Below are 23913 nucleotides of genomic sequence, written 5' to 3' on the forward strand. Positions count from 1 at the left end.
ATGACCCACCAGTGGCGCGGAATCATCGAGGAGTACCGGGACCGGCTGCCGGTCTCCGACACCACGCCGGTCGTGACGCTCCGCGAGGGCGGCACGCCGCTCGTCCCCGCGCGGGTGCTCTCCGAGCGCACGGGCTGTGACGTCCACCTGAAGGTGGAGGGTGCCAACCCGACGGGGTCCTTCAAGGACCGCGGCATGACGATGGCCATCAGCAAGGCCAAGGAGGAGGGGGCCCAGGCGGTCATCTGTGCCTCCACCGGCAACACCTCCGCCTCCGCGGCGGCGTACGCGGTGCGCGCCGGGATGGTCTCCGCCGTGCTCGTCCCGCAGGGGAAGATCGCGCTCGGCAAGATGGGCCAGGCCCTGGTGCACGGCGCGAAGATCCTCCAGGTCGACGGCAATTTCGACGACTGTCTGACGCTGGCCCGCAAGCTGAGCGACAACTACCCCGTGGCCCTCGTCAATTCGGTCAATCCGGTACGTATCGAAGGGCAGAAGACGGCCGCCTTCGAGATCGTGGACATGCTGGGCGACGCCCCGGACATCCATGTGCTGCCGGTCGGCAACGCGGGCAACATCACCGCGTACTGGAAGGGCTACCAGGAGTACGCCGCCGACGGTGTGTCCGCCAAGACCCCCCGAATGTGGGGTTTCCAGGCGTCGGGCAGTGCTCCGATCGTGCGAGGCGAGATCGTCAAGGACCCGTCGACCATCGCCACCGCGATCCGTATCGGCAACCCCGCGTCGTGGCAGTACGCCCTCCGCGCGCGCGACGAGTCGGGCGGTCTCATCGACGAGGTGACGGACCGTGAAATCCTGCGCGCGTACCGATTGTTGGCCGCACAGGAGGGCGTCTTCGTGGAGCCCGCGTCCGCCGCGTCGGTGGCCGGTCTGCTGAAGGCCGCCGAGCAGGGCCGGGTCGACCCCGGCCAGCGCATCGTCTGTACGGTCACCGGCAACGGCCTCAAGGACCCCGACTGGGCCGTCGCGGGCGCCCCGCAGCCGGTCACCGTGCCGGTCGACGCGGCGGCCGCGGCCCAGCGGCTGGGGCTCGTCTGACAGCGTTCGGCACCCGCCGGACCGGGAAGCGCGCGAACGGCACCGCGGATCCCGTGACGGGACCGCGGATCCCGCGACGGAACCGCGGACCGGCCGTACCGGCCCGGGGGCGGCCCGCGGACCGGCCTGCCGGCCGATCCGCGGTCGGGCCCGCGAACTGTTTCGTGGACGGGTCCGCGGGGCCCGTCCACGGGCCGGCCGGACCGGCCCGCCCGGCGTCCTGACCCGGGGACTCCCTATGAGGGGTGCACAGGGGGCTTGCGACACGCATCGTGCGCCTCCTGTGCGCCCTATGTCGCCAGGGAACCTTCCTTCGATAGGCTGTAGCGAACCCGCCTGCCGCATATGCCTCCGCATAGGGCGGTGCCGCGCCGTCCTCGCGGCCCGAGGGGCCTCACGTACGCACACATCGAATGTCATTCGACAATCACGCAGCTCAAGGAGAGTCATCGAGCGATGGCCGGTCCAGCGTTCCGCGCCGCCGCCGTCCGGGTGCGCGTTCCCGCCACCAGCGCCAATCTCGGTCCGGGCTTCGACGCCCTCGGCCTCGCGCTGGGGCTCTACGACGACGTGGTCGTCCGGGTGGCCGACTCCGGGCTGCACATCGACATCGCCGGTGAAGGCAGCGAGACGCTCGCACGTGACGAGAACCATCTCCTCGTACGGGCCCTGCGCACCGCCTTCGACCTGCTGGGCGGACAGCCCCGGGGCCTGGAGATCGTCTGCGCCAACCGCATTCCGCACGGCCGCGGCCTGGGCTCCTCCTCCGCCGCCATCTGTGCCGGCATCGTCGCCGCGCGGGCGGTGACCATAGGCGGCGAGGCCCGGCTCGACGACTCCGTCCTGCTGGAACTGGCCACCGAGATCGAAGGCCATCCCGACAACGTGGCGGCCTGTCTGCTCGGCGGTTTCACGATTTCCTGGACGGAGGCGGGCGCCGCCCGGGCGATCAGGCTGGAGCCCGACGATTCCATCGTTCCGGTGGTTTTCGTGCCCGCGAAGCCGGTCCTCACCGAAACCGCGCGCGGTTTGCTCCCGCGCACCGTGCCGCACGTCGACGCCGCCGCCAACGCGGGCCGCGCCGCCCTGCTCGTCGAGGCGCTGACCCGGCGCCCCGAACTGCTGCTCGCCGCCACCGAGGACCGCCTCCACCAGGAGTACCGCGCACCGGCCATGCCCGAGAGCGCCGCGCTGGTGGAGCGGCTGCGCGCCGACGGCGTCCCCGCGGTGATCTCCGGTGCCGGACCCACCGTCATGGCGCTGGCCGACGAGGGCACCGCCGACAAGGTGCAAGCCCTGGCGGGCGCGGACTGGGCCGCCAACCGGCTGGGCCTCGATGTCCAGGGAGCGAGCGTGCTGCCGCTTGCGACCTGACACCCGGTTGCCGGATTTGGAGAGGGGGAATGTTTGTTGGATCCGGTAGTGTTAACCTCAAGTCTGCACCCGACCCCACCACGGCGAGGTGCTTCGTGTCCCCGTCCGGGACAGACATTCTTCCGGGAGCCTCCCAAGCCACTCCGTGTTCCGTACGTCGTACCTGGGCAGTGCGTCGCCCGTGGACATTGAGCGGATTGCCGGACACGCTCCGGAATCGGTGCGACCCCGCCACGTGACACTGGGTGCCACGGCTCAAGGAAGCGCCATCACCAGATATTTCTTCCGCCGCTTTGGCGGACCACCGCCCCGGCACGGTCCACACAGCAAGGACCAAAGCCGGACAGCACAACCGGTCGCCGAGCCAGACAGGCCGACGTCCGCTCCAGGGAAGGACCCTTCGTGAGCGACACCACCGATCTGATGGGCGCACGTGTCGAGGAGACCGCTGCCGCGCCCGCCACGGACGCCTCCGCGCCTGCCAGCGGTGCCGGCTCCCGGCGGCGCCGCGGTACCGGCCTTGAGGGCATGGTGCTGGCCGAGCTGCAACAGGTCGCATCCGGCCTCGGCATCAGGGGTACGGCGCGCATGCGCAAGAGCCAGCTGATCGAGGTCATCAAGGAGGCGCAGGCGGGAGGCGGCGCGTCCGCCGACAAGGCGGACGCCACCGAGACCAAGCCGAAGCGCCGGGCCACGTCCCGGGCCCGCACGGGCGACGAGGCCGGCAAGAAGGCCGAGGCCACGGACGGGGCCGCCGCCGACAAGGCCGTGGGCCAGCAGCAGATCGAGATCCCCGGCCAGCCCTCTCCCAAGGTTTCCGGACCTGCCGAGCAGGCAGCCGCCGACGACGCCCCGGCCGAGCGCGGCCGGCGCCGGGTCACCGCCGAGGCGGGCAGCCCCGAGACCGTCACCGCCGAGGCGCAGAGCGATGCCAGGGCCGAGTCGCCGGCCGCCAGGTCCGCGACGTCGGGCGAGCAGCCCGCGCAGGGCGAGGCCAAGGGCGACGACGGCGAGGGCCGTGGCCGGCGTGACCGCCGCGAGCGCGGCCGGGACCGTGACCGCCGCGGCAAGGGCGACGAGCAGCAGGGCCAGGGTCGTCAGGACCGGCAGGACCGTCAGGACCGGCAGCAGAGCCAGCAGGGCGGTCGCCAGGACCGGCAGGACCGCCAGCAGGACCGTCAGCAGGACGACGACGACTTCGAGGGCGGCCGTCGTGGCCGTCGCGGCCGCTACCGCGACCGTCGGGGCCGCCGGGGCCGTGACGACATCGCCGAGCCGCAGGTCGCCGAGGACGACGTCCTGATCCCCGTCGCGGGCATCCTGGACATCCTGGACAACTACGCCTTCATTCGTACGTCCGGCTACCTTCCGGGTCCGAACGACGTGTACGTCTCCCTCGCCCAGGTCCGCAAGAACGGCCTGCGCAAGGGCGACCACCTCACCGGCGCGGTCCGTCAGCCCAAGGAAGGCGAGCGGCGTGAGAAGTTCAACGCGCTGGTCCGCCTGGACTCCGTCAACGGCATGGCGCCCGAACACGGCCGTGGCCGACCGGAGTTCAACAAGCTGACCCCGCTCTACCCGCAGGACCGGCTCCGCCTGGAGACCGACCCCGGCGTCCTCACCACCCGGATCATCGACCTCGTCTCGCCCATCGGCAAGGGCCAGCGCGGTCTGATCGTGGCCCCGCCGAAGACCGGCAAGACCATGATCATGCAGGCGGTCGCCAACGCGATCACCCACAACAACCCCGAGTGCCACCTGATGGTCGTCCTCGTCGACGAGCGTCCGGAAGAAGTCACCGACATGCAGCGGTCGGTCAAGGGTGAGGTCATCTCCTCGACCTTCGACCGCCCGGCCGAGGACCACACCACGGTCGCCGAACTCGCCATCGAGCGGGCCAAGCGCCTGGTGGAGCTGGGCCACGACGTCGTCGTACTGCTGGACTCCATCACCCGTCTGGGCCGCGCGTACAACCTGGCCGCGCCCGCCTCCGGCCGCATTCTGTCCGGTGGCGTGGACTCGACCGCGCTGTACCCGCCGAAGCGGTTCTTCGGTGCGGCGCGCAACATCGAGGACGGCGGCTCGCTGACCATCCTCGCGACCGCGCTCGTCGACACCGGGTCCCGCATGGACGAGGTGATCTTCGAGGAGTTCAAGGGCACCGGCAACATGGAGCTGAAGCTCGACCGGAAGCTCGCCGACAAGCGCATCTTCCCGGCGGTGGACGTCGACGCGTCCGGCACCCGCAAGGAAGAGATCCTGCTCGGCGCCGAGGAACTGGGCATCGTCTGGAAGCTGCGGCGGGTGCTGCACGCGCTCGACCAGCAGCAGGCGATCGAACTGCTCCTCGACAAGATGAAGCAGACGAAGTCGAACGTCGAGTTCCTGATGCAGATCCAGAAGACGACGCCTACGCCTGGCAACGGAGACTAGGCGCTCCGCTGGGGGGCGGGGTTGTGCGGTGGTGTCGGCTGCGGTTGCCGTGGCTGGTTGCGCAGTTCCCCGCGCCCCTGTGGGGTGCTCCGTTGTCGGTTGGGTGCGGCGGAGTGGGGGGTTTGCTGCGCGGTTCCCCGCGCCCCTGTCGGGGGTGTGACGGCGTGAGCGGTTGACTGCGGCGTCGTTGTGGCTTGTCGCGCAGTTCCCCGCGCCCCTATAGGGGCGCTCGACCCCCTTCTGGTGGGGGCTTGTGGGTGGTGGAGGCCGGTTTCCGTCGGTGTGTGACGGGGGCCGGCCTTTTGGCGCTGAGAGGAACGGGTGTGTCCACGCACCCTTTCCAACGCAAGTTCATCTGGGGGGACTTTCGTGCCAACCACCATGTCCGGCCGCGGACGCCGCAGACGCCCGATACGCATCGCGCCGGCGGCCGCCGTCGTCGGCGTCGCCGTGGCCACCGCCGCCGCGCTGCTGTCGGGCTCCGCCAGCGCCGCCACCCAGCCGACGCCGACGGTCAAGCCGGCCGTCAGCACGCCGTCGCAGGCCGAGCTGAACCAGCGGATCGCCCGTGCGATCGCCGCCGACAGCGGGACGACGACGAGGACGACGTCCCGGACGAGCAGCGGCTCCGCCGTCTCGCCGAACGTCATCGGTGGTGGTACGACCACCATCTCCGCGGCGCCCTGGATGGCCCAGCTCTGGTACGACGACACCAAGGGCACCACCAGCACCAGCGACGACGTCAGCTTCTTCTGCGGTGGCTCGGTCATCTCGCCCACGAAGATCCTCACTGCCGCGCACTGCGTCAAGGGCTTCAAGTGGGGCACCACCGCCTCCGCGGTCGTCACCGGCACCGCCTCGCTGCCCACCACCAACAGCGACGGCAGCGCCAATCTGCACGGTGGCACAGTCACCGCCGTACTGCGGCAGTGGAACCACCCGTCGTACACCGTGTCGACCAGGGGCGTCCCCGACAACGACATCGCGGTGCTCACCCTGGACACCCCGGTCAAGGCCACGCCGATCCGGATGACGACGTACGGCGACACCGCTTCCTACGCCTCGGGCACCAGCGCCAAGGTGTACGGCTGGGGACGCACCTCGTCCACCTCCGAGGACATCTCCGACACCTTGAAGACGGCCACGCTGCCCGTCCAGTCGGACACCACCTGCGCCGGCGCCTACGGCTCCGACTTCGCCAAGGGCCACATGGTCTGCGCGGGCACCCCCGCCACCGGCAGCGACACCGGCACCACCTCGGCCTGCAACGGCGACTCCGGGGGCCCGCTCGTGGTCGGCGGCCGGATCGTCGGCGTCGTCTCCTGGGGCGTGACGGACTGCGTCGCCAAGGGGGCCTACAGCGTCTTCACCAAGGTCGGCCCGTACGTCGGTGCCGCCTACGCGCAGATCGACGACGCCAACCTCAGCTACACCGACGGCAAGGCCGACGTCTGGATGCGCACCGCCGCCGGCCGGACGGGGTACGAGAAGGACTCCACGGGGAACTCCTTCGGCCCCCGCCAGTCCTGGGGCGACTGGGACGGCGTCAACGTCGTCCTGCAGACCGACCTCGACCGCGACGGCTGCGAGGACCTCGTGGTCCGCGACAGCGGCACCGGTGACGTCTTCTGGGTGCACTACGTGCGCGCCGACGACTCCTGGGCGCAGACGAAGATCTTCACCGGCTGGAAGACCCGTACCCGCATCATCACGCCCGGTGACGTCACCGGCGACTACCTGCCCGACGTCCTCTCCGTGGACTCCGGCGGCACCCTGTGGATCTACCCGGGCAAGGGCAACGGGACCTTCGCCCCGCGTGTGCAGGTCGGTCCGGGCTGGAACCAGTTCAACATGGTCCGCGGCCACGGCGACTTCAACGGTGACGGCAAGGCCGACCTGCTCGCCCGCAAGAGCAGCACCGGCGACCTGTACCTGTACAAGGGCACGGGCAAGGCCGGCACCGGCGCGTTCTCCGCGCGGGTCCTGGTCCGCAAGGCATGGACCGGCTACAACGTCTTCGACGCCGTCGGCGATGTCAACGGTGACGGCAAGGCGGACTTCCTGACCCGCAGCCCGAGCGGGACGCTCTACCTGTACCGGGGCACCGGCAAGGCGACCAGCGAGATCTTCACCACAAGGATCACGGTCGGCTCCGGCTACCAGCAGTACGACATCTGGGGCTGAAACCCCAGGTGGACCGATAGATCCGGCATGTGACCCCACGTACTGTGCCCGCCCTCTCACAGGGCGGGCACAGTACGTTGTGCAACCCTGTCCCGGGTTTCGCCGTCTGACCGGGCGGGAGCGACGATGGTGCGACAGGCACCACGCCCGACCCTGACAGCAGGGGGTAACCGAAGGACCCGACCAGGACCGAGGAGCACATGTCCGCCGAGAGCACGCTGGGACCCGGCATATCCGGGTCCGGCAGCAAGAGGCCGCGCCACCGCGGGAAGCGCCGCAGGCGCAACAAGGCCCTGCGGGTCATGGCCTGGACGGCCGCGGGCGTCGTGGTGCTGGGCGGCGCGGGCGCCGGGTACGTCTACTACAAGCTCAACGGCAACATCAAGAGCGTGGACATCAACCAGGCCCTGGGCACCGACCGGCCGGCGAAGGTCGACAACGGCTCCGAGAACATCCTGGTCCTCGGCTCGGACTCGCGCTCCGGTACCAACAAGAAACTCGGCGGCGGCGTCGACGACGGCAGCGCGCGCTCCGACACGGCGATGATCGTCCACGTCTACGAGGGGCACAAGAAGGCCAGCGTGGTCTCCATCCCGCGCGACACCCTGGTCGACCGCCCCGAGTGCACCGACTCCAAGGGCGGCGTGCACCCGGCGGAGTCCGGCGCCATGTTCAACTCCGCCTACTCCACCGGCGGCGCCACCTGCGCGGTCAAGACCGTCGAGTCCGTCACCGGGCTCCGGATGGACCACTATCTGGAGGTCGACTTCAGCGGCTTCCAGAAGCTCATCGACGAGCTGGGCGGGGTCACCGTCACCACCACCCGGGCCATCAACGACCCCGACAGCCATCTCGACCTGCCGGCCGGCACCCACAAGCTGAACGGCGACGAGGCCCTCGGGCTGGTCCGTACCCGGCACGGCGTCGGGGACGGCTCCGACCTCGGCCGCATCCAGCTCCAGCAGGCTTTCATCAAGGCCCTGGTCAACCAGGTCAAGCAGCTCGGCGTCCTGACCAACCCCACGAAGCTCTACGCCCTCGCCGACACCGCCACCAAGTCGGTCACCACCGACTCCGACCTGGGTTCGGTCAACTCCCTGGTGAGCTTCGCGGACGGCCTCAAGGGCATCAGCGCGTCGCACATGACCATGGTCACGATGCCGGTCCAGTACGACCCCGCGAACCCCAACCGCGTCCTCCTCGACAAGACCAAGGCCCAGCTCGTCTGGAACGCCCTGAAGAAGGACCGGACCATCCCGAAGACGGCCACCCAGGGCACAGCCACCGGCAAGGCGGCAGGAGTGGTCAGCAACTGACCCCCCTCGCCACCGGCGGCAGGCGAGGGCGGGCGCGGGGCACGGCGTGCACAGCCGCGCATCCCCCCGCACCCGCCTCCGGCGCCGGCCTGCCATCCCCCGGCGCACCCTCCCCGGCCGGAGGCGGAATAGATCCCCCACACCCCCGGTTTTGGGGGATGGCCCCAGTCCTGGCAGACTGGTACGTCGGCTCCGGTTCACGCCTCCGCACCCCCGCAGCGGCGACCCGGCGCCCTCCCGGAAACTAGGAGAAACCTTGAAGCGCGACATCCACCCCGCGTACGTCGAGACGCAGGTCAGCTGCACCTGCGGCGCGTCGTTCACCACCCGTAGCACCATCGAGTCCGGCACCATCCGGGCCGAGGTCTGCTCCGAGTGCCACCCGTTCTACACGGGCAAGCAGAAGATCCTCGACACCGGTGGCCGTGTGGCCCGCTTCGAGGCCCGCTTCGGCAAGGCTGCCGCCGGCTCCAAGAAGTAGCGAGCCCCCATTCGCCGGTCCACGGCCGTGCCCCTCACCGGGGCACGCCCGGGACCGGCGTTTTTGGTCGCCCGCCGCCCCGCTTTCCGAGCAGTATCAGGAGCCCAAGATGTTCGAGGCCGTCGAGGAACTCGTCGGTGAGCACGCCGACCTGGAGCGGCAGCTCGCCGACCCGTCGGTCCACGCCGACCAGGCCAACGCGCGCAAGCTCAACAAGCGCTACGCCGAGCTGACTCCCATCGTCGCCACCTACCGCTCCTGGAAGCAGTCCGGCGACGACATCGACACGGCGCGCGAACTGGCCGCCGACGACCCGGAGTTCGCCGCCGAGGTCAAGGACCTGGAGAAGCAGCGCGAGGAACTCACCGAGAAGCTGCGCCTCCTGCTGGTCCCGCGCGACCCCAGCGACGACAAGGACGTCATCCTGGAGATCAAGGCGGGCGCGGGCGGCGACGAGTCCGCCCTGTTCGCCGGCGACCTGCTGCGCATGTACCTGCGCTACGCCGAACGCGTCGGCTGGAAGACCGAGATCATCGACTCCACCGAGTCCGAGCTGGGCGGCTACAAGGACGTCCAGGTCGCGGTGAAGACCCGCGGGCAGACCGAGCCGGGACAGGGCGTGTGGGCCCGGCTGAAGTACGAGGGCGGAGTGCACCGCGTGCAGCGGGTGCCCGCCACCGAGTCCCAGGGCCGGATCCACACCTCGGCGGCCGGTGTCCTCGTCACCCCGGAGGCCGAGGAGGTGGACGTGGAGATCAACCCCAACGACCTGCGGATCGACGTCTACCGGTCCTCGGGACCCGGCGGCCAGTCCGTGAACACCACCGACTCCGCGGTGCGCATCACGCACCTTCCGACCGGAGTCGTCGCCTCCTGCCAGAACGAGAAGAGCCAGTTGCAGAACAAGGAGCAGGCTCTGCGTATCCTGCGCTCCAGGCTGCTCGCCATCGCGCAGGAGGAGGCGGAGAAGGAAGCCGCCGACGCCCGGCGCAGCCAGGTCCGCACCGTCGACCGCTCCGAGAAGATCCGTACGTACAACTTCCCGGAGAACCGCATCTCGGACCACCGCGTCGGCTTCAAGGCGTACAACCTGGACCAGGTCCTGGACGGCGACCTCGACACGGTGATCCAGGCATGTGTCGACGCGGACTCGGCGGCGAAACTGGCCGCCGCCTGAGGCGCTCAGGACGACTGGGCCACGCACCGAACACCGGAGGACGAGCGTGCAGCAACCTTCTGGGGGGCGACCCCCGACCTCCCGCAGCGTGCTGCTCGCGGAGGTGGCCCAGGCCACCCAGCGGCTCGCCGACGCCGGCGTGCCCTCGCCGCGCAACGACGCGGAGGAACTCGCCGCGTTCGTGCACGGCGTGAAGCGGGGCGCGTTGCACTCCGTGCGGGACGCCGACTTCGACGCCCGCTACTGGGAGGTCATCGCCCGCCGCGAGCAGCGCGAGCCGTTGCAGCACATCACCGGGCGGGCCTACTTCCGGTATCTGGAGCTCCAGGTCGGGCCGGGCGTGTTCGTGCCCCGGCCGGAGACCGAGTCGGTGGTCGGCTGGGCCATAGACGCGGTGCGCGCGATGGACGTGGTCGAGCCGCTCATCGTCGACCTGTGCACCGGTTCCGGCGCCATCGCGCTCGCCCTCGCCCAGGAGGTGCCGCGCTCGCGCGTGCACGCCGTGGAACTGTCCGAGGACGCCCTCCAGTGGACCCGTAAGAACATGGCGGGTTCCCGGGTCGACCTGCGCCAGGGCGACGCCCTGGACGCCTTCCGGGACCTCGACGGCCAGGTCGACCTCGTCGTCTCCAACCCGCCGTACATCCCGCTCACCGAGTGGGAGTACGTCGCCCCCGAGGCCCGCGACTACGACCCGGAGCTGGCCCTGTTCTCCGGCGAGGACGGCCTCGACCTGATCCGCGGCCTGGAGCGCGCCGCGCACCGGCTGCTGCGCCCGGGCGGCGTCGTGGTCATCGAGCACGCGGACACCCAGGGCGGTCAGGTGCCGTGGATCTTCACCGAGGAACGGGGCTGGGCCGACGCGGCCGACCACCCCGACCTCAACAACCGCCCCCGGTTCGCGACCGCCCGCAGGGCCCTGCCGTGAGGCCGGCGCCCGCACCCACCGCAGTGGGCGAGCCGGCCGCGGGCACCCCGGAGGCGCCCCGAGCGACAACAGAAGGAGACCGCTAGACATGGCACGGCGATACGACACCAATGACGCCACCGACCGCGCGACCGGCCTGCGCGAGGCCGCGTCCGCCGTCCGCCGGGGCGAACTCGTGGTCCTGCCGACCGACACCGTCTACGGCATCGGGGCCGACGCGTTCTCCGCGGAGGCGGTGGCCGATCTGCTGGACGCCAAGGGCCGGGGCCGCGCCATGCCCTCGCCCGTGCTCATCGGCTCCCCGAACACCCTGCACGGCCTCGTCACGGACTTCTCCGAGAAGGCGTGGGAACTGGTCGACGCGTTCTGGCCGGGCGCCCTCACCCTGGTCGCCAAGCACCAGCCGTCCCTCCAGTGGGACCTCGGCGAGACCCGGGGCACGGTCGCCGTGCGCATGCCGCTGCACCCGGTCGCCATCGAACTGCTGACCGAGGTCGGCCCGATGGCCGTCTCCTCGGCCAACCTCTCCGGCCACCCGGCGCCGGAGGACTGCGACGCCGCCCAGCAGATGCTCGGCGACTCCGTCTCCGTCTACCTCGACGGCGGCCCGACCCCCGGCAACGTGCCGTCGTCGATCGTCGACGTCACGGGTGACGTGCCGGTGCTGCTGCGCGAGGGCGCGCTCTCCCCGGAGGAACTGCGCAAGGTCGTACCCGACCTTGAGGTGGCGAATTGACGGCCCCTGACACCTCCCCCGGGCTCCCGCTCCCGGCTGCTCCCGGGCAGGGGGGACCCCCATGGGCGGCATAGGAACCGGGTACAGCGCGGAGGAGACGACGACCTTCGGCTTTCCCCGCGACACCTTCCGCATCCTCCACGTCAGCACCGGAAACGTGTGCCGCTCGCCCATCACCGAGCGGCTGACCCGGCATTTCGTCATGGAACGGCTCGGCATCCTGGGCGGCGGGCTGATCGTGGAGAGCGCGGGCACCTGGGGCCACGAGGGCGCGCCGATGGAGGCCAACGCGGAAGCCGTGCTGGCCGAGTTCGGCGCGGACGCCTCCGGTTTCACCGGCCGGGAACTCCTCGACGAGCACGTGATCAGGGCCGACCTGGTGCTGACCGCGACCCGTGACCACCGGGCCCAGGTCATCTCCATGGGCCATTCGGCCGGGCTGCGGACCTTCACGTTGAAGGAGTTCACCCGGCTGGTGCGCGCGATAGACCCGACGACGCTGCCGCCGCTGGAGGACGGGCTGGTCGCGCGCGCCCGCGCGCTGGTCCGGGCGGCCGCCGCGCTGCGCGGCTGGCTGCTGGCCCCCACGGCCGAGGCCGACGAGGTCTACGACCCCTACGGCGCCCCCCTGACCTTCTTCCGGTCCATCGGCGACGAGATACACGAGGCTCTGGACCCGGTCGTCACGGCCCTGACGGGCGTTCCCGCACACATGTAGCGACCGCGCACCCCACCCGCCCCGGGCCTACATTGGACGTACGCCGCCGTCGACCGCCGGGAGCCCGTGATGCCGGTCACCCACACGCTCGCACCGACCGATGTGCTGCGCCGGCAGGATCCCGAGATGGCCGAGGTCCTGCTGGGCGAACTGGCCCGGCAGTCGACGACCCTCCAGCTCAGCGCGGCCGAGAACTACACCTCACCGGCCGTGCTGGCGGCGCTGGGCTCGCCGCTCGCCAACAAGTACGCCGAGGGCTACCCGGGCGCCCGCTACCACGGCGGCTGCGAACTGGTGGACGTCGCCGAGCGGCTGGCCGTCGACCGGGCCAAGGCACTGTTCGGGGCCGCGCACGCCAACGTCCAGCCGCACTCCGGCTCCTCCGCCGTGCTCGCCGCGTACGCCGCCCTGCTGCGCCCCGGGGACACCGTCCTCGCCCTGGGGCTGTCCTACGGCGGCCACCTCACCCACGGCTCGCCCGCCAACTTCTCCGGCCGCTGGTTCGACTTCGTGGGGTACGGGGTGGACGCGGAGACCGGGCTCGTCGACCAGGACCAGGTGCGGGCGCTGGCCCGCTCGCACCGGCCCAAGGCGATCGTGTGCGGGTCGATCGCCTACCCCCGGCACCTGGACTATGCCTTCTTCCGCGAGGTGGCCGACGAGGTCGGCGCCTACCTCATCGCGGACGCCGCCCACCCGATCGGGCTCGTCGCGGGGAAGGCGGCGCCCAGCCCGGTGCCGTACGCCGACATCGTCTGCGCCACCACGCACAAGGTGCTGCGCGGGCCGCGCGGCGGGATGCTGCTGTGCGGGGCCGACCTGGCCGAGCGGGTCGACCGGGCGGTGTTCCCGTTCACCCAGGCCGGCGCCCAGATGAACGCCGTCGCCGCGAAGGCGGTCGCGTTCGGCGAGGCGGCCACTGCGGCGTTCGCCGCGTACGCCCGGCAGGTGGTCGCGGGCGCACGGGTGCTCGCGGCCGAGCTGGCCGCCCAGGGCCTCGCCGTGACCACCGGCGGCACGGACACCCATCTGATCACCGCCGATCCGGCGCCGCTCGGTGTCGACGGGCGGGCCGCGCGGGGCCTGCTGGCCGCCGCCGGGCTGGTCCTCGACAGCTGTGTGCTGCCGCACGGGCACGCCCGCGGGCTGCGCCTGGGCACCGCGGCGGTGACCACCCAGGGCATGGGGGACGCGGAACTGGCCAGGATCGGGGCGCTGCTGGCCGAAGTGCTGCGCGGGGACGTCGATCCGGCAGGGGCCCGTGACGAGGTGCGCGAGCTTGCCGGTAGATTTCCGCCGTATCCCGGCTGAGCGAGGGTAGGCGCAGGACCGTGCACCTGCTGCACAGCCATGCGTGCAACCATCGTCGCTACCCGGAAGTCCCCATACATATGCGTCCCTCGCTAGGGTGTGGGGCTGTGATGGCCAGCGAGACCTGTGGGGAAGCCTGTGCGTGAATACCTGCTGACGCTCTGTGTCACGGCCGCGGTGACGTACCTGCTGACAGGGCCGGTACGGAAGTTCGCGATCGTGGCCGGTGCGATGCCGGAGATCCGGGCCCGTGACGTGCACCGGGAGCCCACTCCGCGTCTCGGCGGGATCGCCATGTTCTTCGGCCTGTGTGCGGGCCTGCTGGTGGCCGATCACCTGACCAATCTCAACGAGGTCTTCACCAAGTCCAACGAGCCGCGTGCGCTGCTGTCCGGGGCCGCGCTGATCTGGCTGATCGGCGTCCTGGACGACAAGTTCGAGATCGACGCCCTGATCAAGCTGGGCGGGCAGATGATCGCGGCGGGCGTGATGGTCATGCAGGGTCTGACGATCCTGTGGCTGCCCATCCCGGGCGTCGGGAACGTGGCGCTGACCCCGTGGCAGGGCACGCTGCTGACGGTGGCGCTGGTCGTCGTCACGATCAACGCGGTGAACTTCGTGGACGGCCTGGACGGCCTCGCCTCCGGCATGGTGTGCATCGCCGCCGCGGCGTTCTTCCTGTACGCCTACCGGATCTGGTACTCGTACGGCATCGAGGCCGCCGCCCCGGCCACCTTGTTCGCGGCGATCCTGATGGGCATGTGCCTGGGCTTCCTGCCGCACAACATGCACCCGGCGCGGATCTTCATGGGCGACTCCGGCTCGATGCTGCTGGGCCTCGTGCTGGCCGCGGGTGCGATCTCCATCACGGGGCAGGTCGACCCGGACGCGCTGGCCCTGTTCACCGGCTCCGAGAAGGCGGCGGTGCACCAGACGGTGCCGGTCTACATCCCGCTGCTGCTGCCGCTGACGATCATCGCGCTGCCGGCCGCCGACCTGGTGCTGGCGATCGTCCGCCGGACCTGGCGGGGCCAGTCGCCGTTCGCCGCCGACCGCGGGCACCTGCACCACCGGCTGCTCATGATCGGCCACTCGCACAGCCGGGCGGTGCTGATCATGTACTTCTGGTCCGCGCTGATCGGTTTCGGGGCGCTGGCCTACTCCGTGAACTCCGCGTCCATGTGGATCGTGCTCGGCGTGGTCTTCCTCAGCGCGATCGGTCTGGGGCTGCTCCTGCTGCCCCGGTTCACGCCCCGCGCCCCGCGCTGGGCCGAGCGCTTCGTGCCGCCCCGCTACCGGCGTCGGAGGGCCGTGGCGGCCGACGCCGTGGAGCCCTGCCCGTCGCCGGCTCCGGCCGAGGACGAACAGCGCACTCCGGTCACCGCGGGGGCGCCCGGGGTCAACGGAGCGAGTGCGGTCGGACCCCGTTCGCGCCTCCTGGATAGGCGCAATGCCGGTACGTCGCGCTGACGCTCAAGGTAAGAATCTGACTAGAGCATTGCCAACTCGTGGGGGAGCAAAAGCCCCTAATACCAGACAACTGAGCCGGGTTTTTGCACAGACGCGCAGCTTCACTCTCATGTGTGACAGCGAGCACACCTACCAGGTAAAGACCTCATCAAATAGTTTGTGATACGGTTCACGAGAACCCCGGACAGAGCCGACGGACCGCGCTACCGCAGCCCATCGGTGCGAGGTCTGCCCTACTCGGCCCGGGGCTACGCTCGTCCATGACGACACCCCACGCCCCCTGTGAAAAGCGGAGTTGCCGCCATGCCGTCCAATGACGTCCGGACCCTGGCCCAGGCCGCCGTGCCCACGGCTGCCGTCGGCGCGCTCGCCGCCGTCGTCAGTGCGGTGGTCGCGGGTGGCAAGGGCGCGCTCGGGGCGGTCGTCGCGGCGGTCATCGTGATCCTGTTCATGGGGCTCGGCCTCTACGCTCTCCAGCGGACCGCCGTATCGCTTCCGCATCTGTTCCAGGCCATGGGCCTGATGCTCTACACAGCGCAGATCCTGCTGCTGTTCGTGTTCGTCGCGGTGTTCAAGAACACGACGCTGTTCAACCCACGGGCCTTCGCGCTCACGCTCGTCGCCGGCACCCTCACCTGGATCGCCGCGCAGACGCGTGCGCACATGAAGTCCAAGATCCTCTACGTCCAGCCTGATTCGACCCCATCTCCGACCGGTGACCGGTCCGAGACGACTGGTCACTCGTCGTGAGAGGTAGGGCCGGGATAAAGACGCCTGAGAGATGCTGCTATCGTCCGGTGCCAACTGCGGCATCGCGGGCGCGGGCATTTGAGCTGACGCCTGCTCAATCGCGAGGCGAGATGCCCCCAAGCCGCCCCCACATCCGTAACACCAGTCCGGTGCCGAACCGCGGCCGTGTGCCGCGCCGACACAACGAGGTTGCCGTACCCATGCGCCACGCAGAAGGAGCCCGCGGTGAGTGCTGACCCGACGCAGGTGCTCGCCTTCGAGACCGACTGCCACATCTTCGACGGCTGTGGCTTCCCCGCTCCGGGCCTGCACTCGTTCCTGTTCAAGCCCCTCTGGGGCGACGCCGACAGCAACCTGTACTTCAACAAGCCGATGCTGTTGGCGCTGCTCGGTTCGATCATCGTCGTCGGATTCTTCTGGGCTGCCTTCCGCAAGCCGAAGGTCGTGCCCGGCAAGCTGCAGATGGTGGCCGAGACGGGCTACGACTTCATCCGGCGCGGTGTCGTGTACGAGACGATCGGCAAGAAGGAGGGCGAGAAGTACGTACCGCTCATCGTCTCGCTGTTCTTCTTCGTGTGGATGATGAACCTGTGGTCGATCATCCCGGTCGCCCAGTTCCCGGTCACGTCGATCATCGCCTACCCGGCGATCCTGGCCCTGGTCGTCTATGTCCTGTGGGTCTCGCTGACCTTCAAGCGGCACGGGTTCGTCGGGTTCTTCAAGAACGTCACCGGCTACGACAAGTCGCTCGGCCCGGTGTTGCCCCTGGCGATGCTCATCGAGTTCTTCTCGAACCTGCTCGTGCGGCCCTTCACCCACGCGGTGCGACTCTTCGCGAACATGTTCGCGGGCCACACCCTGCTGCTGCTGTTCACCATCGCCAGCTGGTACCTGCTGAACGGCATCGGCGTCGCCTACGCCGGCGTCAGCTTCATCATGACCCTGGTGATGACGGCCTTCGAGCTGTTCATCCAGGCGCTGCAGGCGTACGTCTTCGTGCTGCTGACCTGCACCTACATCCAGGGCGCCCTCGCCGAGCACCACTGAGGCCCCGTACCCAACCCCCTGATCGTCCGGTGGCCAACCCCCACCGGTCCGTAAAGAAGAAGGAAGAACTGGCATGCTCCAGACCCTTGCCGCCGTCTCCGGCTCGCTCGGTTCCATCGGTTACGGCCTGGCCGCCATCGGCCCCGGCGTCGGCGTCGGCATCATCTTCGGCAACGGCACCCAGGCCCTGGCCCGCCAGCCCGAGGCGGCCGGCCTGATCCGCGCCAACCAGATCCTCGGCTTCGCCTTCTGTGAGGCGCTCGCCCTCATCGGTCTGGTCATGCCGTTCGTCTACGGCAAGTGATCTAGCGATCCACGACCAGCCGACTAGACGAAAGGCACTGACATGAGCCAGCTGCTCATTCTGGCGGCCGAGGAGAGCGAAAACCCCCTCGTCCCGCCGATCCCCGAGCTTGTCATCGGCCTGATCGCCTTCGTCATCGTCTTCGGCTTCCTCGCCTGGAAGCTCCTTCCGAACATCAACAAGGTTCTGGAGCAGCGCCGCGAGGCCATCGAGGGCGGTATCGAGAAGGCCGAGGCCGCTCAGACCGAGGCCCAGAGCGTCCTTGAGCAGTACAAGGCCCAGCTCGCCGAGGCCCGGCACGAGGCCGCGCGACTGCGCCAGGAGGCGCAGGAGCAGGGTGCCGCGCTCATCTCCGAGATGCGGGCCGAGGGCCAGCGGCAGCGCGAGGAGATCGTCGCCGCCGGTCACACCCAGATCGAGGCCGACCGCAAGGCCGCCTCGGCCGCGCTGCGCCAGGACGTCGGCAAGCTCGCCACCGAACTGGCCGGCAAGCTCGTCGGCGAGTCCCTCGAGGACCACGCCCGGCAGAGCCGCGTGATCGACCGCTTCCTCGACGAGCTTGACGAGAAGGCCGAGGCCGCGCGATGAACGGAGCGAGCCGCGAGGCACTGGCAGCCGCACGTGAGCGGCTCGACGCGCTGACGGACGGCACGTCCGTGGACGCGACGCAGCTCGCCGACGAGCTGGCGGCCGTCACCGCGCTGCTCGACCGCGAGGTGTCACTGCGCCGGGTCCTCACCGACCCGGCGCAGGCCGGGGAGGCCAAGGCCGAGCTGGTCCGGCGCCTGGTGGGCGGCCAGATCAGCGGCCCGGCCACGGACCTGCTGTCCGGCCTGGTCCGCTCCCGCTGGTCGCAGCCGCGCGACCTGGTGGACGCGCTGGAGGAGCTGGCCGACGTGGCCGACCTCACGGCCGCCCAGCAGGTGGGCCGCCTCGACAGCGTCGAGGACGAGCTGTTCCGGTTCGGCCGGATCGTCTCCTCGAACACGGAGCTGCGCGCCGCGCTCACCGACCGTAGTGCCCGCGCCTCGGCCAAGGCCGAGCTGCTGCGCCGGCTGCTCGGCGGCCGGGCCGACGTGACGACCGAGCGCCTGGTGACGCGCCTGGTGACCGCGCCGCGTGGACGTAGCCTGGAGGCGGGAATCGAATCCCTGTCCAAGCTCGCCGCCGAGCGCAGGGACCGCATGGTCGCCGTCGTCACCTCGGCGGTACCGCTGAGCGACACGCAGAAGCGGCGCCTGGGCACGGCCCTGACGAAGCTCTACGGCCGCACGATGCACCTCAACCTCGATGTGGACCCAGAGGTCGTCGGCGGTATCCGGGTGCAGGTCGGGGACGAGGTCATCAACGGCTCGGTCGCCGACCGGCTGGAGGACGCCGCCCGCCGGATGGCCGGCTAGCAGCAACTCAATAAGCAGTACGTACTGATGGCGGCCCTGGTTGGGCCGTACAGAGGATTCACCTCCTGATGGGGGGAGTCCCCATCCCCCCAAAGTGAAACTTCGGGCCCAACAAGGAGAGCAGGGAACCCAGATGGCGGAGCTCACGATCCGGCCGGAGGAGATCCGGGACGCGCTGGAGAACTTCGTCCAGTCGTACAAGCCGGACGCGGCCTCGCGCGAGGAGGTCGGTACGGTCACCCTTGCCGGCGACGGCATCGCGAAGGTCGAGGGCCTCCCCTCGGCCATGGCCAACGAACTGCTGAAGTTCGAGGACGGCACCCTCGGCCTCGCGCTGAACCTGGAAGAGCGCGAGATCGGTGCCATCGTCCTCGGTGAGTTCAGCGGCGTCGAGGAGGGGCAGCCGGTGCAGCGCACCGGTGAGGTCCTCTCCGTCGCGGTCGGCGAGGGCTACCTCGGCCGCGTCGTCGACCCGCTCGGCAACCCGATCGACGGCCTCGGCGAGATCGAGACCGACGGCCGCCGCGCACTCGAACTGCAGGCCCCCACGGTCATGCAGCGCAAGTCCGTGCACGAGCCGATGGAGACGGGCTACAAGGCCGTCGACGCGATGACCCCGATCGGCCGCGGCCAGCGCCAGCTGATCATCGGTGACCGTCAGACCGGCAAGACCGCCCTGGCCGTCGACACGATCATCAACCAGCGGGACAACTGGCGCACGGGCGACCCGAACAAGCAGGTCCGCTGCATCTACGTCGCCATCGGCCAGAAGGGCTCCACCATCGCGTCGGTCCGCCGCGCGCTGGAGGAGAACGGTGCGCTGGAGTACACGACCATCGTCGCCGCCCCGGCGTCCGACCCGGCCGGCTTCAAGTACCTGTCGCCCTACACCGGCTCGGCCATCGGCCAGCACTGGATGTACCAGGGCAAGCACGTCCTGATCATCTTCGACGACCTCTCGAAGCAGGCCGACGCCTACCGCGCCGTGTCCCTGCTGCTGCGCCGCCCGCCGGGCCGCGAGGCATACCCGGGCGACGTCTTCTACCTGCACTCCCGGCTCCTGGAGCGCTGCGCCAAGCTCTCCGACGAGATGGGTGCCGGTTCGATGACCGGTCTGCCGATCGTGGAGACCAAGGCCAACGACGTGTCGGCGTTCATCCCGACCAACGTCATCTCCATCACCGACGGCCAGTGCTTCCTGGAGTCCGACCTGTTCAACGCCGGTCAGCGGCCGGCCCTGAACGTCGGTATCTCGGTCTCCCGCGTCGGTGGCTCCGCCCAGCACAAGGCGATGAAGCAGGTCTCCGGCCGGCTCCGCGTCGACCTCGCCCAGTTCCGTGAGCTGGAGGCGTTCGCCGCCTTCGGTTCCGACCTGGACGCCGCCTCCAAGTCCCAGCTGGAGCGCGGTCAGCGCATGGTCGAGCTGCTGAAGCAGGACCAGTACCAGCCGATGTCCACCGAGGACCAGGTCGTCTCCGTCTGGGCCGGCACCACCGGCCGGATGGACGACGTGCCGGTCGCCGACATCCGCCGCTTCGAGAAGGAGCTGCTGGAGTACCTGCACCGCAAGGAGCAGGGCCTCATGACCTCCATCCGGGAGGGCGGCAAGATGTCCGACGACACGCTGACGGCCGTCGCGGACTCGGTCGTGGACTTCAAGAAGCAGTTCGAGACCTCCGACGGCAAGCTGCTCGGCGAGGACGCTCCGGCCGCTGCCGCCAAGTGACGTAAGGAAGGGACCTGACTCATGGGAGCCCAGCTCCGGGTCTACAAGCGTCGCATCCGATCCGTCACCGCGACCAAGAAGATCACCAAGGCGATGGAGATGATCGCCGCCTCGCGCGTCGTCAAGGCGCAGCGCAAGGTGGTGGCCTCCACGCCGTACGCGCAGGAACTGACCCGCGCGGTCACGGCGGTCGGCACCGGTTCGAACACCAGGCACCCGCTCACCACGGAGGCGGAGAACCCGACCCGTGTCGCGGTCCTGCTCCTGACGAGCGACCGCGGCCTGGCCGGCGCCTTCAACTCCAACGCCATCAAGGCGGCGGAGCAGCTGACCGAGCGCCTGGAGCGCGAGGGCAAGCAGGTCGACACGTATGTCGTCGGCCGTCGTGGGCTGGCCCACTACAACTTCCGTGAGCGCAAGGTCACGGAGTCGTGGACCGGCTTCACCGACGAGCCGACCTACGCGGACGCCAAGAGGGTCGCGGCGCCCCTGATCGAAGCCATCGAGCAGGACACGGCGGACGGCGGGGTGGACGAACTCCACATCGTCTACACCGAGTTCGTGTCGATGATGACGCAGACGGCGCTGGACGCCCGACTGCTGCCGCTGCGCCTCGACGAGGTGGCGGAGGAGCAGCCCAAGGGCGAGATCCTTCCGCTGTACGACTTCGAGCCCTCGGCGGAGGACGTCCTCGACGCCCTGCTGCCGCGCTATGTGGAGAGCCGTATCTACAACGCGCTGCTCCAGTCGGCCGCTTCGAAGCACGCCGCCACGCGGCGCGCGATGAAGTCGGCCACCGACAACGCGGGCGAGCTGATCAACACGCTCTCCCGGCTTGCCAACGCGGCCCGCCAGGCCGAAATCACCCAGGAAATCAGCGAGATCGTCGGTGGCGCGAGCGCCCTGGCCGACGCGACCGCGGGGAGTGACCGCTAATGACCACCACTGTTGAGACCGCGACGGCCACGGGCCGCGTCGCCCGGGTCATCGGCCCGGTCGTCGACGTGGAGTTCCCCGTCGACGCGATGCCGGACATCTACAACGCCCTGCACGTGGACGTCGCCGACCCGGCGAACGAGGGCGAGAAGAAGACACTGACCCTGGAGGTCGCCCAGCACCTGGGTGACGGCCTGGTCCGTACCATCTCCATGCAGCCCACCGACGGTCTGGTCCGCCAGGCCCCGGTGACGGACACCGGCTCCGCCATCTCCGTCCCCGTCGGTGACTTCACCAAGGGCAAGGTGTTCAACACCCTCGGTGAGGTACTGAACGTCGACGAGACCTACGCCGGCGAGCGCTGGCCGATCCACCGCAAGGCCCCGAACTTCGACGAGCTGGAGTCGAAGACGGAGATGTTCGAGACGGGCGTGAAGGTCGTCGACCTGCTCACCCCGTACGTCAAGGGCGGCAAGATCGGCCTGTTCGGCGGCGCCGGCGTCGGCAAGACGGTGCTCATCCAGGAGATGATCTACCGTGTCGCCAACAACCACGACGGTGTCTCCGTGTTCGCCGGTGTCGGTGAGCGCACCCGTGAGGGCAACGACCTGATCGAGGAGATGTCCGAGTCGGGCGTCATCGACAAGACCGCGCTGGTCTTCGGCCAGATGGACGAGCCCCCGGGCACCCGTCTGCGCGTCGCGCTGGCCGGCCTCACCATGGCCGAGTACTTCCGTGACGTCCAGAAGCAGGACGTGCTGTTCTTCATCGACAACATCTTCCGCTTCACCCAGGCCGGTTCCGAGGTGTCGACCCTGCTCGGCCGCATGCCCTCCGCGGTGGGCTATCAGCCGAACCTGGCCGACGAGATGGGCCTCCTCCAGGAGCGCATCACCTCGACCCGCGGTCACTCGATCACCTCGATGCAGGCGATCTACATCCCCGCGGACGACCTGACCGACCCGGCCCCGGCCACCACCTTCGCCCACCTCGACGCGACGACGGTGCTCTCCCGTCCGATCTCCGAGAAGGGCATCTACCCGGCCGTGGACCCGCTGGACTCCACGTCCCGGATCCTGGACCCGCGCTACATCTCGCAGGACCACTACGGCGCGGCGATGCGCGTCAAGACGATCCTGCAGAAGTACAAGGACCTCCAGGACATCATCGCCATCCTCGGCATCGACGAGCTGGGCGAGGAGGACAAGCTCGTCGTCCACCGGGCCCGCCGGGTGGAGCGGTTCCTGTCCCAGAACACTCACGTCGCCAAGCAGTTCACCGGCGTGGACGGCTCGGACGTGCCGCTGGACGAGTCGATCGCCGCGTTCAACGCGATCTGCGACGGTGAGTACGACCACTTCCCCGAGCAGGCGTTCTTCATGTGCGGTGGTCTTGAGGACCTCAAGGCCAACGCGAAGGAGCTGGGCGTCTCCTGAGCCCGGTGCCGGTGCGAGAGGGGCGCGGACGCATCCCGTCAGGGGGGTGTCCGGCCCCTCTCTCCACTCCCATTAGAATTGACCCCAACACCCGGCACCCCAGCCGGGTGGTGACCCGAGGAGCCACCCTTGGCTGCTGAGCTGCACGTCGAGCTGGTCGCCGCCGACCGTCAGGTCTGGTCCGGTGAGGCCACTCTGGTCGTCGCGCGTACCACGTCCGGCGACATCGGTGTCATGCCCGGTCACCAGCCGCTGCTCGGTGTGCTGGAGTCGGGCCCGGTGACCATCCGTACGAGTGATGGCGGAACGGTCGTCGCCGCGGTGCACGGCGGTTTCATCTCCTTCGCGGACGACAAGCTGTCGCTGCTGGCCGAGATCGCCGAGCTGTCGGACGAGATCGATGTCCAGCGCGCGGAGCGCGAGTTGGAACGCGCCCGCGCGGAGGGCGATGCCACCGCCGAGCGGCGTGCGGACGTCCGCCTGCGGGCGGCGACGGCGCGCTGACCGGGGACGCCTCCCGGGCCTCAGGGTTCCGGGGAGCGTCGTGTGAAGACTTACTCAGCCGCGGCTGGTACCGGAGGGATCCGGCACCAGCCGCGGCTGAGGCAGATGTGGGTGTTTTTTCCGTTCCGTTACCTAGGAGACGAGGAGGTCGGTGCCGATGGTCCTCGCTCTGACTGTGTGCGGAGTCGTGGTAGCGCTCGTAGTGGTGGGGCTGTTCCTCTTCGGTCTGCGCCGTCGGCTCATCCAGCGCTCCGGGGGTACGTTCGACTGCTCGCTGCGCTGGGACGTGCCGGAGAAAGCCGACACCAGCGGCAAAGGATGGAGCTACGGGGTCGCCCGCTACAACGGGGACCGCATCGAGTGGTACCGCGTCTTCTCCTACGCCTACCGCCCGCGCCGCCTCCTGGAGCGTTCCGCGATCGAGGTGGTCGGCCGCCGGGTCCCGGAGGGCGAGGAGGAACTGGCCCTGCTCTCCGACGCCGTCATCCTGGCCTGTGCCCATCGGGGCGTCCGCCTCGAACTGGCCATGAGCGAGGACGCGCTCACCGGCTTCCTCGCCTGGCTCGAGGCGGCCCCGCCAGGACAAAGGGTGAATGTGGCTTAGCCACATTCACCCTTTGCTT

Annotated in this window: 22 protein-coding genes; all 22 read left to right on the plus strand. The window is 69.8% G+C overall.

Features of this window, described 5'->3' with window-relative positions:
* The 22 genes from thrC to ACFY2B_RS27420 all read left to right on the plus strand — a co-directional run bounded on the left by thrC (position 1) and on the right by ACFY2B_RS27420 (position 23894).
* The gene (gene thrC, locus ACFY2B_RS27315) at positions 1 to 1059 is read left to right on the plus strand and encodes a threonine synthase (protein WP_376530387.1); all 1059 of its coding nucleotides are present in this window, start codon (positions 1 to 3) and stop codon (positions 1057 to 1059) included.
* A gap of 456 nt (positions 1060 to 1515) precedes the next feature.
* Positions 1516 to 2433 (plus strand): homoserine kinase, encoded by a 918-nt coding sequence (gene thrB / locus ACFY2B_RS27320; protein WP_390765712.1) that lies wholly within the window; start codon positions 1516 to 1518, stop codon positions 2431 to 2433.
* A 402-nt stretch (positions 2434 to 2835) separates the two neighbouring features.
* Positions 2836 to 4866: a transcription termination factor Rho gene (gene rho, locus ACFY2B_RS27325; RefSeq protein WP_390765713.1), complete on the plus strand. Its 2031-nt coding sequence runs from the start codon at positions 2836 to 2838 to the stop codon at positions 4864 to 4866.
* 381 nt (positions 4867 to 5247) lie between these two features.
* Complete coding sequence (locus ACFY2B_RS27330) at positions 5248 to 7050, plus strand: trypsin-like serine protease (RefSeq protein ID WP_390765782.1); 1803 nt, start codon at positions 5248 to 5250, stop codon at positions 7048 to 7050.
* 200 nt (positions 7051 to 7250) lie between these two features.
* A complete protein-coding gene (locus ACFY2B_RS27335) occupies positions 7251 to 8366 on the plus strand; it encodes an LCP family protein (protein ID WP_390765714.1) in 1116 nt (371 codons plus the stop codon).
* 256 nt (positions 8367 to 8622) lie between these two features.
* Positions 8623 to 8847 carry a 50S ribosomal protein L31 gene (gene rpmE / locus ACFY2B_RS27340; protein ID WP_014675000.1) on the plus strand — a complete coding sequence of 75 codons (225 nt, stop codon included), beginning with the start codon at positions 8623 to 8625 and terminating at the stop codon, positions 8845 to 8847.
* A 109-nt stretch (positions 8848 to 8956) separates the two neighbouring features.
* Positions 8957 to 10024: a peptide chain release factor 1 gene (prfA, locus tag ACFY2B_RS27345; RefSeq protein WP_390765715.1), complete on the plus strand. Its 1068-nt coding sequence runs from the start codon at positions 8957 to 8959 to the stop codon at positions 10022 to 10024.
* A gap of 88 nt (positions 10025 to 10112) precedes the next feature.
* Positions 10113 to 10952, plus strand: a complete 840-nt coding sequence (prmC, locus tag ACFY2B_RS27350; RefSeq protein WP_390765716.1) for a peptide chain release factor N(5)-glutamine methyltransferase — start codon at positions 10113 to 10115, stop codon at positions 10950 to 10952.
* Between the two features lie 88 nt (positions 10953 to 11040).
* A complete protein-coding gene (locus ACFY2B_RS27355; RefSeq protein WP_376530371.1) occupies positions 11041 to 11688 on the plus strand; it encodes an L-threonylcarbamoyladenylate synthase in 648 nt (215 codons plus the stop codon).
* A 61-nt stretch (positions 11689 to 11749) separates the two neighbouring features.
* Positions 11750 to 12406: a protein-tyrosine-phosphatase gene (locus ACFY2B_RS27360; protein WP_390765717.1), complete on the plus strand. Its 657-nt coding sequence runs from the start codon at positions 11750 to 11752 to the stop codon at positions 12404 to 12406.
* Between the two features lie 69 nt (positions 12407 to 12475).
* Positions 12476 to 13717 (plus strand): serine hydroxymethyltransferase, encoded by a 1242-nt coding sequence (gene glyA, locus ACFY2B_RS27365; protein ID WP_390765718.1) that lies wholly within the window; start codon positions 12476 to 12478, stop codon positions 13715 to 13717.
* Between the two features lie 138 nt (positions 13718 to 13855).
* Positions 13856 to 15187 (plus strand): MraY family glycosyltransferase, encoded by a 1332-nt coding sequence (locus tag ACFY2B_RS27370; protein WP_390765719.1) that lies wholly within the window; start codon positions 13856 to 13858, stop codon positions 15185 to 15187.
* 303 nt (positions 15188 to 15490) lie between these two features.
* Positions 15491 to 15937, plus strand: coding sequence for a hypothetical protein (locus ACFY2B_RS27375; protein WP_390765720.1), 447 nt, complete (start codon positions 15491 to 15493; stop codon positions 15935 to 15937).
* A 225-nt stretch (positions 15938 to 16162) separates the two neighbouring features.
* Positions 16163 to 16984 (plus strand): F0F1 ATP synthase subunit A, encoded by an 822-nt coding sequence (gene atpB / locus ACFY2B_RS27380; RefSeq protein WP_390765721.1) that lies wholly within the window; start codon positions 16163 to 16165, stop codon positions 16982 to 16984.
* A gap of 73 nt (positions 16985 to 17057) precedes the next feature.
* Positions 17058 to 17288 (plus strand): ATP synthase F0 subunit C, encoded by a 231-nt coding sequence (atpE, locus tag ACFY2B_RS27385; RefSeq protein ID WP_376530358.1) that lies wholly within the window; start codon positions 17058 to 17060, stop codon positions 17286 to 17288.
* Positions 17289 to 17330: 42 nt separating this feature from the next.
* Positions 17331 to 17876: a F0F1 ATP synthase subunit B gene (locus tag ACFY2B_RS27390; protein ID WP_390765722.1), complete on the plus strand. Its 546-nt coding sequence runs from the start codon at positions 17331 to 17333 to the stop codon at positions 17874 to 17876.
* Positions 17873 to 18688, plus strand: a complete 816-nt coding sequence (locus tag ACFY2B_RS27395; RefSeq protein WP_390765723.1) for a F0F1 ATP synthase subunit delta — start codon at positions 17873 to 17875, stop codon at positions 18686 to 18688. The genes ACFY2B_RS27390 and ACFY2B_RS27395 overlap by 4 nt, the downstream gene beginning before the upstream one ends.
* Positions 18689 to 18821: 133 nt before the next feature.
* Positions 18822 to 20414 (plus strand): F0F1 ATP synthase subunit alpha, encoded by a 1593-nt coding sequence (atpA, locus tag ACFY2B_RS27400; RefSeq protein WP_390765724.1) that lies wholly within the window; start codon positions 18822 to 18824, stop codon positions 20412 to 20414.
* A gap of 21 nt (positions 20415 to 20435) precedes the next feature.
* Positions 20436 to 21350 carry a F0F1 ATP synthase subunit gamma gene (locus ACFY2B_RS27405; RefSeq protein WP_390765725.1) on the plus strand — a complete coding sequence of 305 codons (915 nt, stop codon included), beginning with the start codon at positions 20436 to 20438 and terminating at the stop codon, positions 21348 to 21350.
* Positions 21350 to 22786, plus strand: a complete 1437-nt coding sequence (gene atpD, locus ACFY2B_RS27410; protein ID WP_390765726.1) for a F0F1 ATP synthase subunit beta — start codon at positions 21350 to 21352, stop codon at positions 22784 to 22786. Before ACFY2B_RS27405 ends, atpD begins: the two co-directional genes overlap by 1 nt.
* A 129-nt stretch (positions 22787 to 22915) precedes the next feature.
* Positions 22916 to 23290, plus strand: coding sequence for a F0F1 ATP synthase subunit epsilon (locus tag ACFY2B_RS27415; RefSeq protein ID WP_389013182.1), 375 nt, complete (start codon positions 22916 to 22918; stop codon positions 23288 to 23290).
* A 157-nt stretch (positions 23291 to 23447) separates the two neighbouring features.
* Positions 23448 to 23894, plus strand: coding sequence for a DUF2550 domain-containing protein (locus ACFY2B_RS27420; protein WP_376530344.1), 447 nt, complete (start codon positions 23448 to 23450; stop codon positions 23892 to 23894).
* The last annotated feature ends 19 nt before the right edge of the window (positions 23895 to 23913 follow it).

The organism is Streptomyces sp. NPDC001270, assembly GCF_042896695.1.
Classification (GTDB): Bacteria; Actinomycetota; Actinomycetes; order Streptomycetales; family Streptomycetaceae; genus Streptomyces.

Bases quoted from the DNA above. Each gene is read 5' to 3' on its own strand.
- prfA (WP_390765715.1), top strand. From the start codon at position 8,957: ATGTTCGAGGCCGTCGAGGAACTCGTCGGTGAGCACGCCGACCTGGAG.
- thrC (WP_376530387.1), top strand. From the start codon at position 1: ATGACCCACCAGTGGCGCGGAATCATCGAGGAGTACCGGGACCGGCTG.
- ACFY2B_RS27395 (WP_390765723.1), top strand. From the start codon at position 17,873: ATGAACGGAGCGAGCCGCGAGGCACTGGCAGCCGCACGTGAGCGGCTC.
- thrB (WP_390765712.1), top strand. From the start codon at position 1,516: ATGGCCGGTCCAGCGTTCCGCGCCGCCGCCGTCCGGGTGCGCGTTCCC.
- ACFY2B_RS27355 (WP_376530371.1), top strand. From the start codon at position 11,041: ATGGCACGGCGATACGACACCAATGACGCCACCGACCGCGCGACCGGC.
- ACFY2B_RS27360 (WP_390765717.1), top strand. From the start codon at position 11,750: ATGGGCGGCATAGGAACCGGGTACAGCGCGGAGGAGACGACGACCTTC.
- ACFY2B_RS27335 (WP_390765714.1), top strand. From the start codon at position 7,251: ATGTCCGCCGAGAGCACGCTGGGACCCGGCATATCCGGGTCCGGCAGC.
- ACFY2B_RS27420 (WP_376530344.1), top strand. From the start codon at position 23,448: ATGGTCCTCGCTCTGACTGTGTGCGGAGTCGTGGTAGCGCTCGTAGTG.
- ACFY2B_RS27405 (WP_390765725.1), top strand. From the start codon at position 20,436: ATGGGAGCCCAGCTCCGGGTCTACAAGCGTCGCATCCGATCCGTCACC.
- ACFY2B_RS27390 (WP_390765722.1), top strand. From the start codon at position 17,331: ATGAGCCAGCTGCTCATTCTGGCGGCCGAGGAGAGCGAAAACCCCCTC.
- atpA (WP_390765724.1), top strand. From the start codon at position 18,822: ATGGCGGAGCTCACGATCCGGCCGGAGGAGATCCGGGACGCGCTGGAG.
- atpD (WP_390765726.1), top strand. From the start codon at position 21,350: ATGACCACCACTGTTGAGACCGCGACGGCCACGGGCCGCGTCGCCCGG.
- ACFY2B_RS27375 (WP_390765720.1), top strand. From the start codon at position 15,491: ATGCCGTCCAATGACGTCCGGACCCTGGCCCAGGCCGCCGTGCCCACG.
- atpE (WP_376530358.1), top strand. From the start codon at position 17,058: ATGCTCCAGACCCTTGCCGCCGTCTCCGGCTCGCTCGGTTCCATCGGT.
- ACFY2B_RS27330 (WP_390765782.1), top strand. From the start codon at position 5,248: ATGTCCGGCCGCGGACGCCGCAGACGCCCGATACGCATCGCGCCGGCG.
- glyA (WP_390765718.1), top strand. From the start codon at position 12,476: ATGCCGGTCACCCACACGCTCGCACCGACCGATGTGCTGCGCCGGCAG.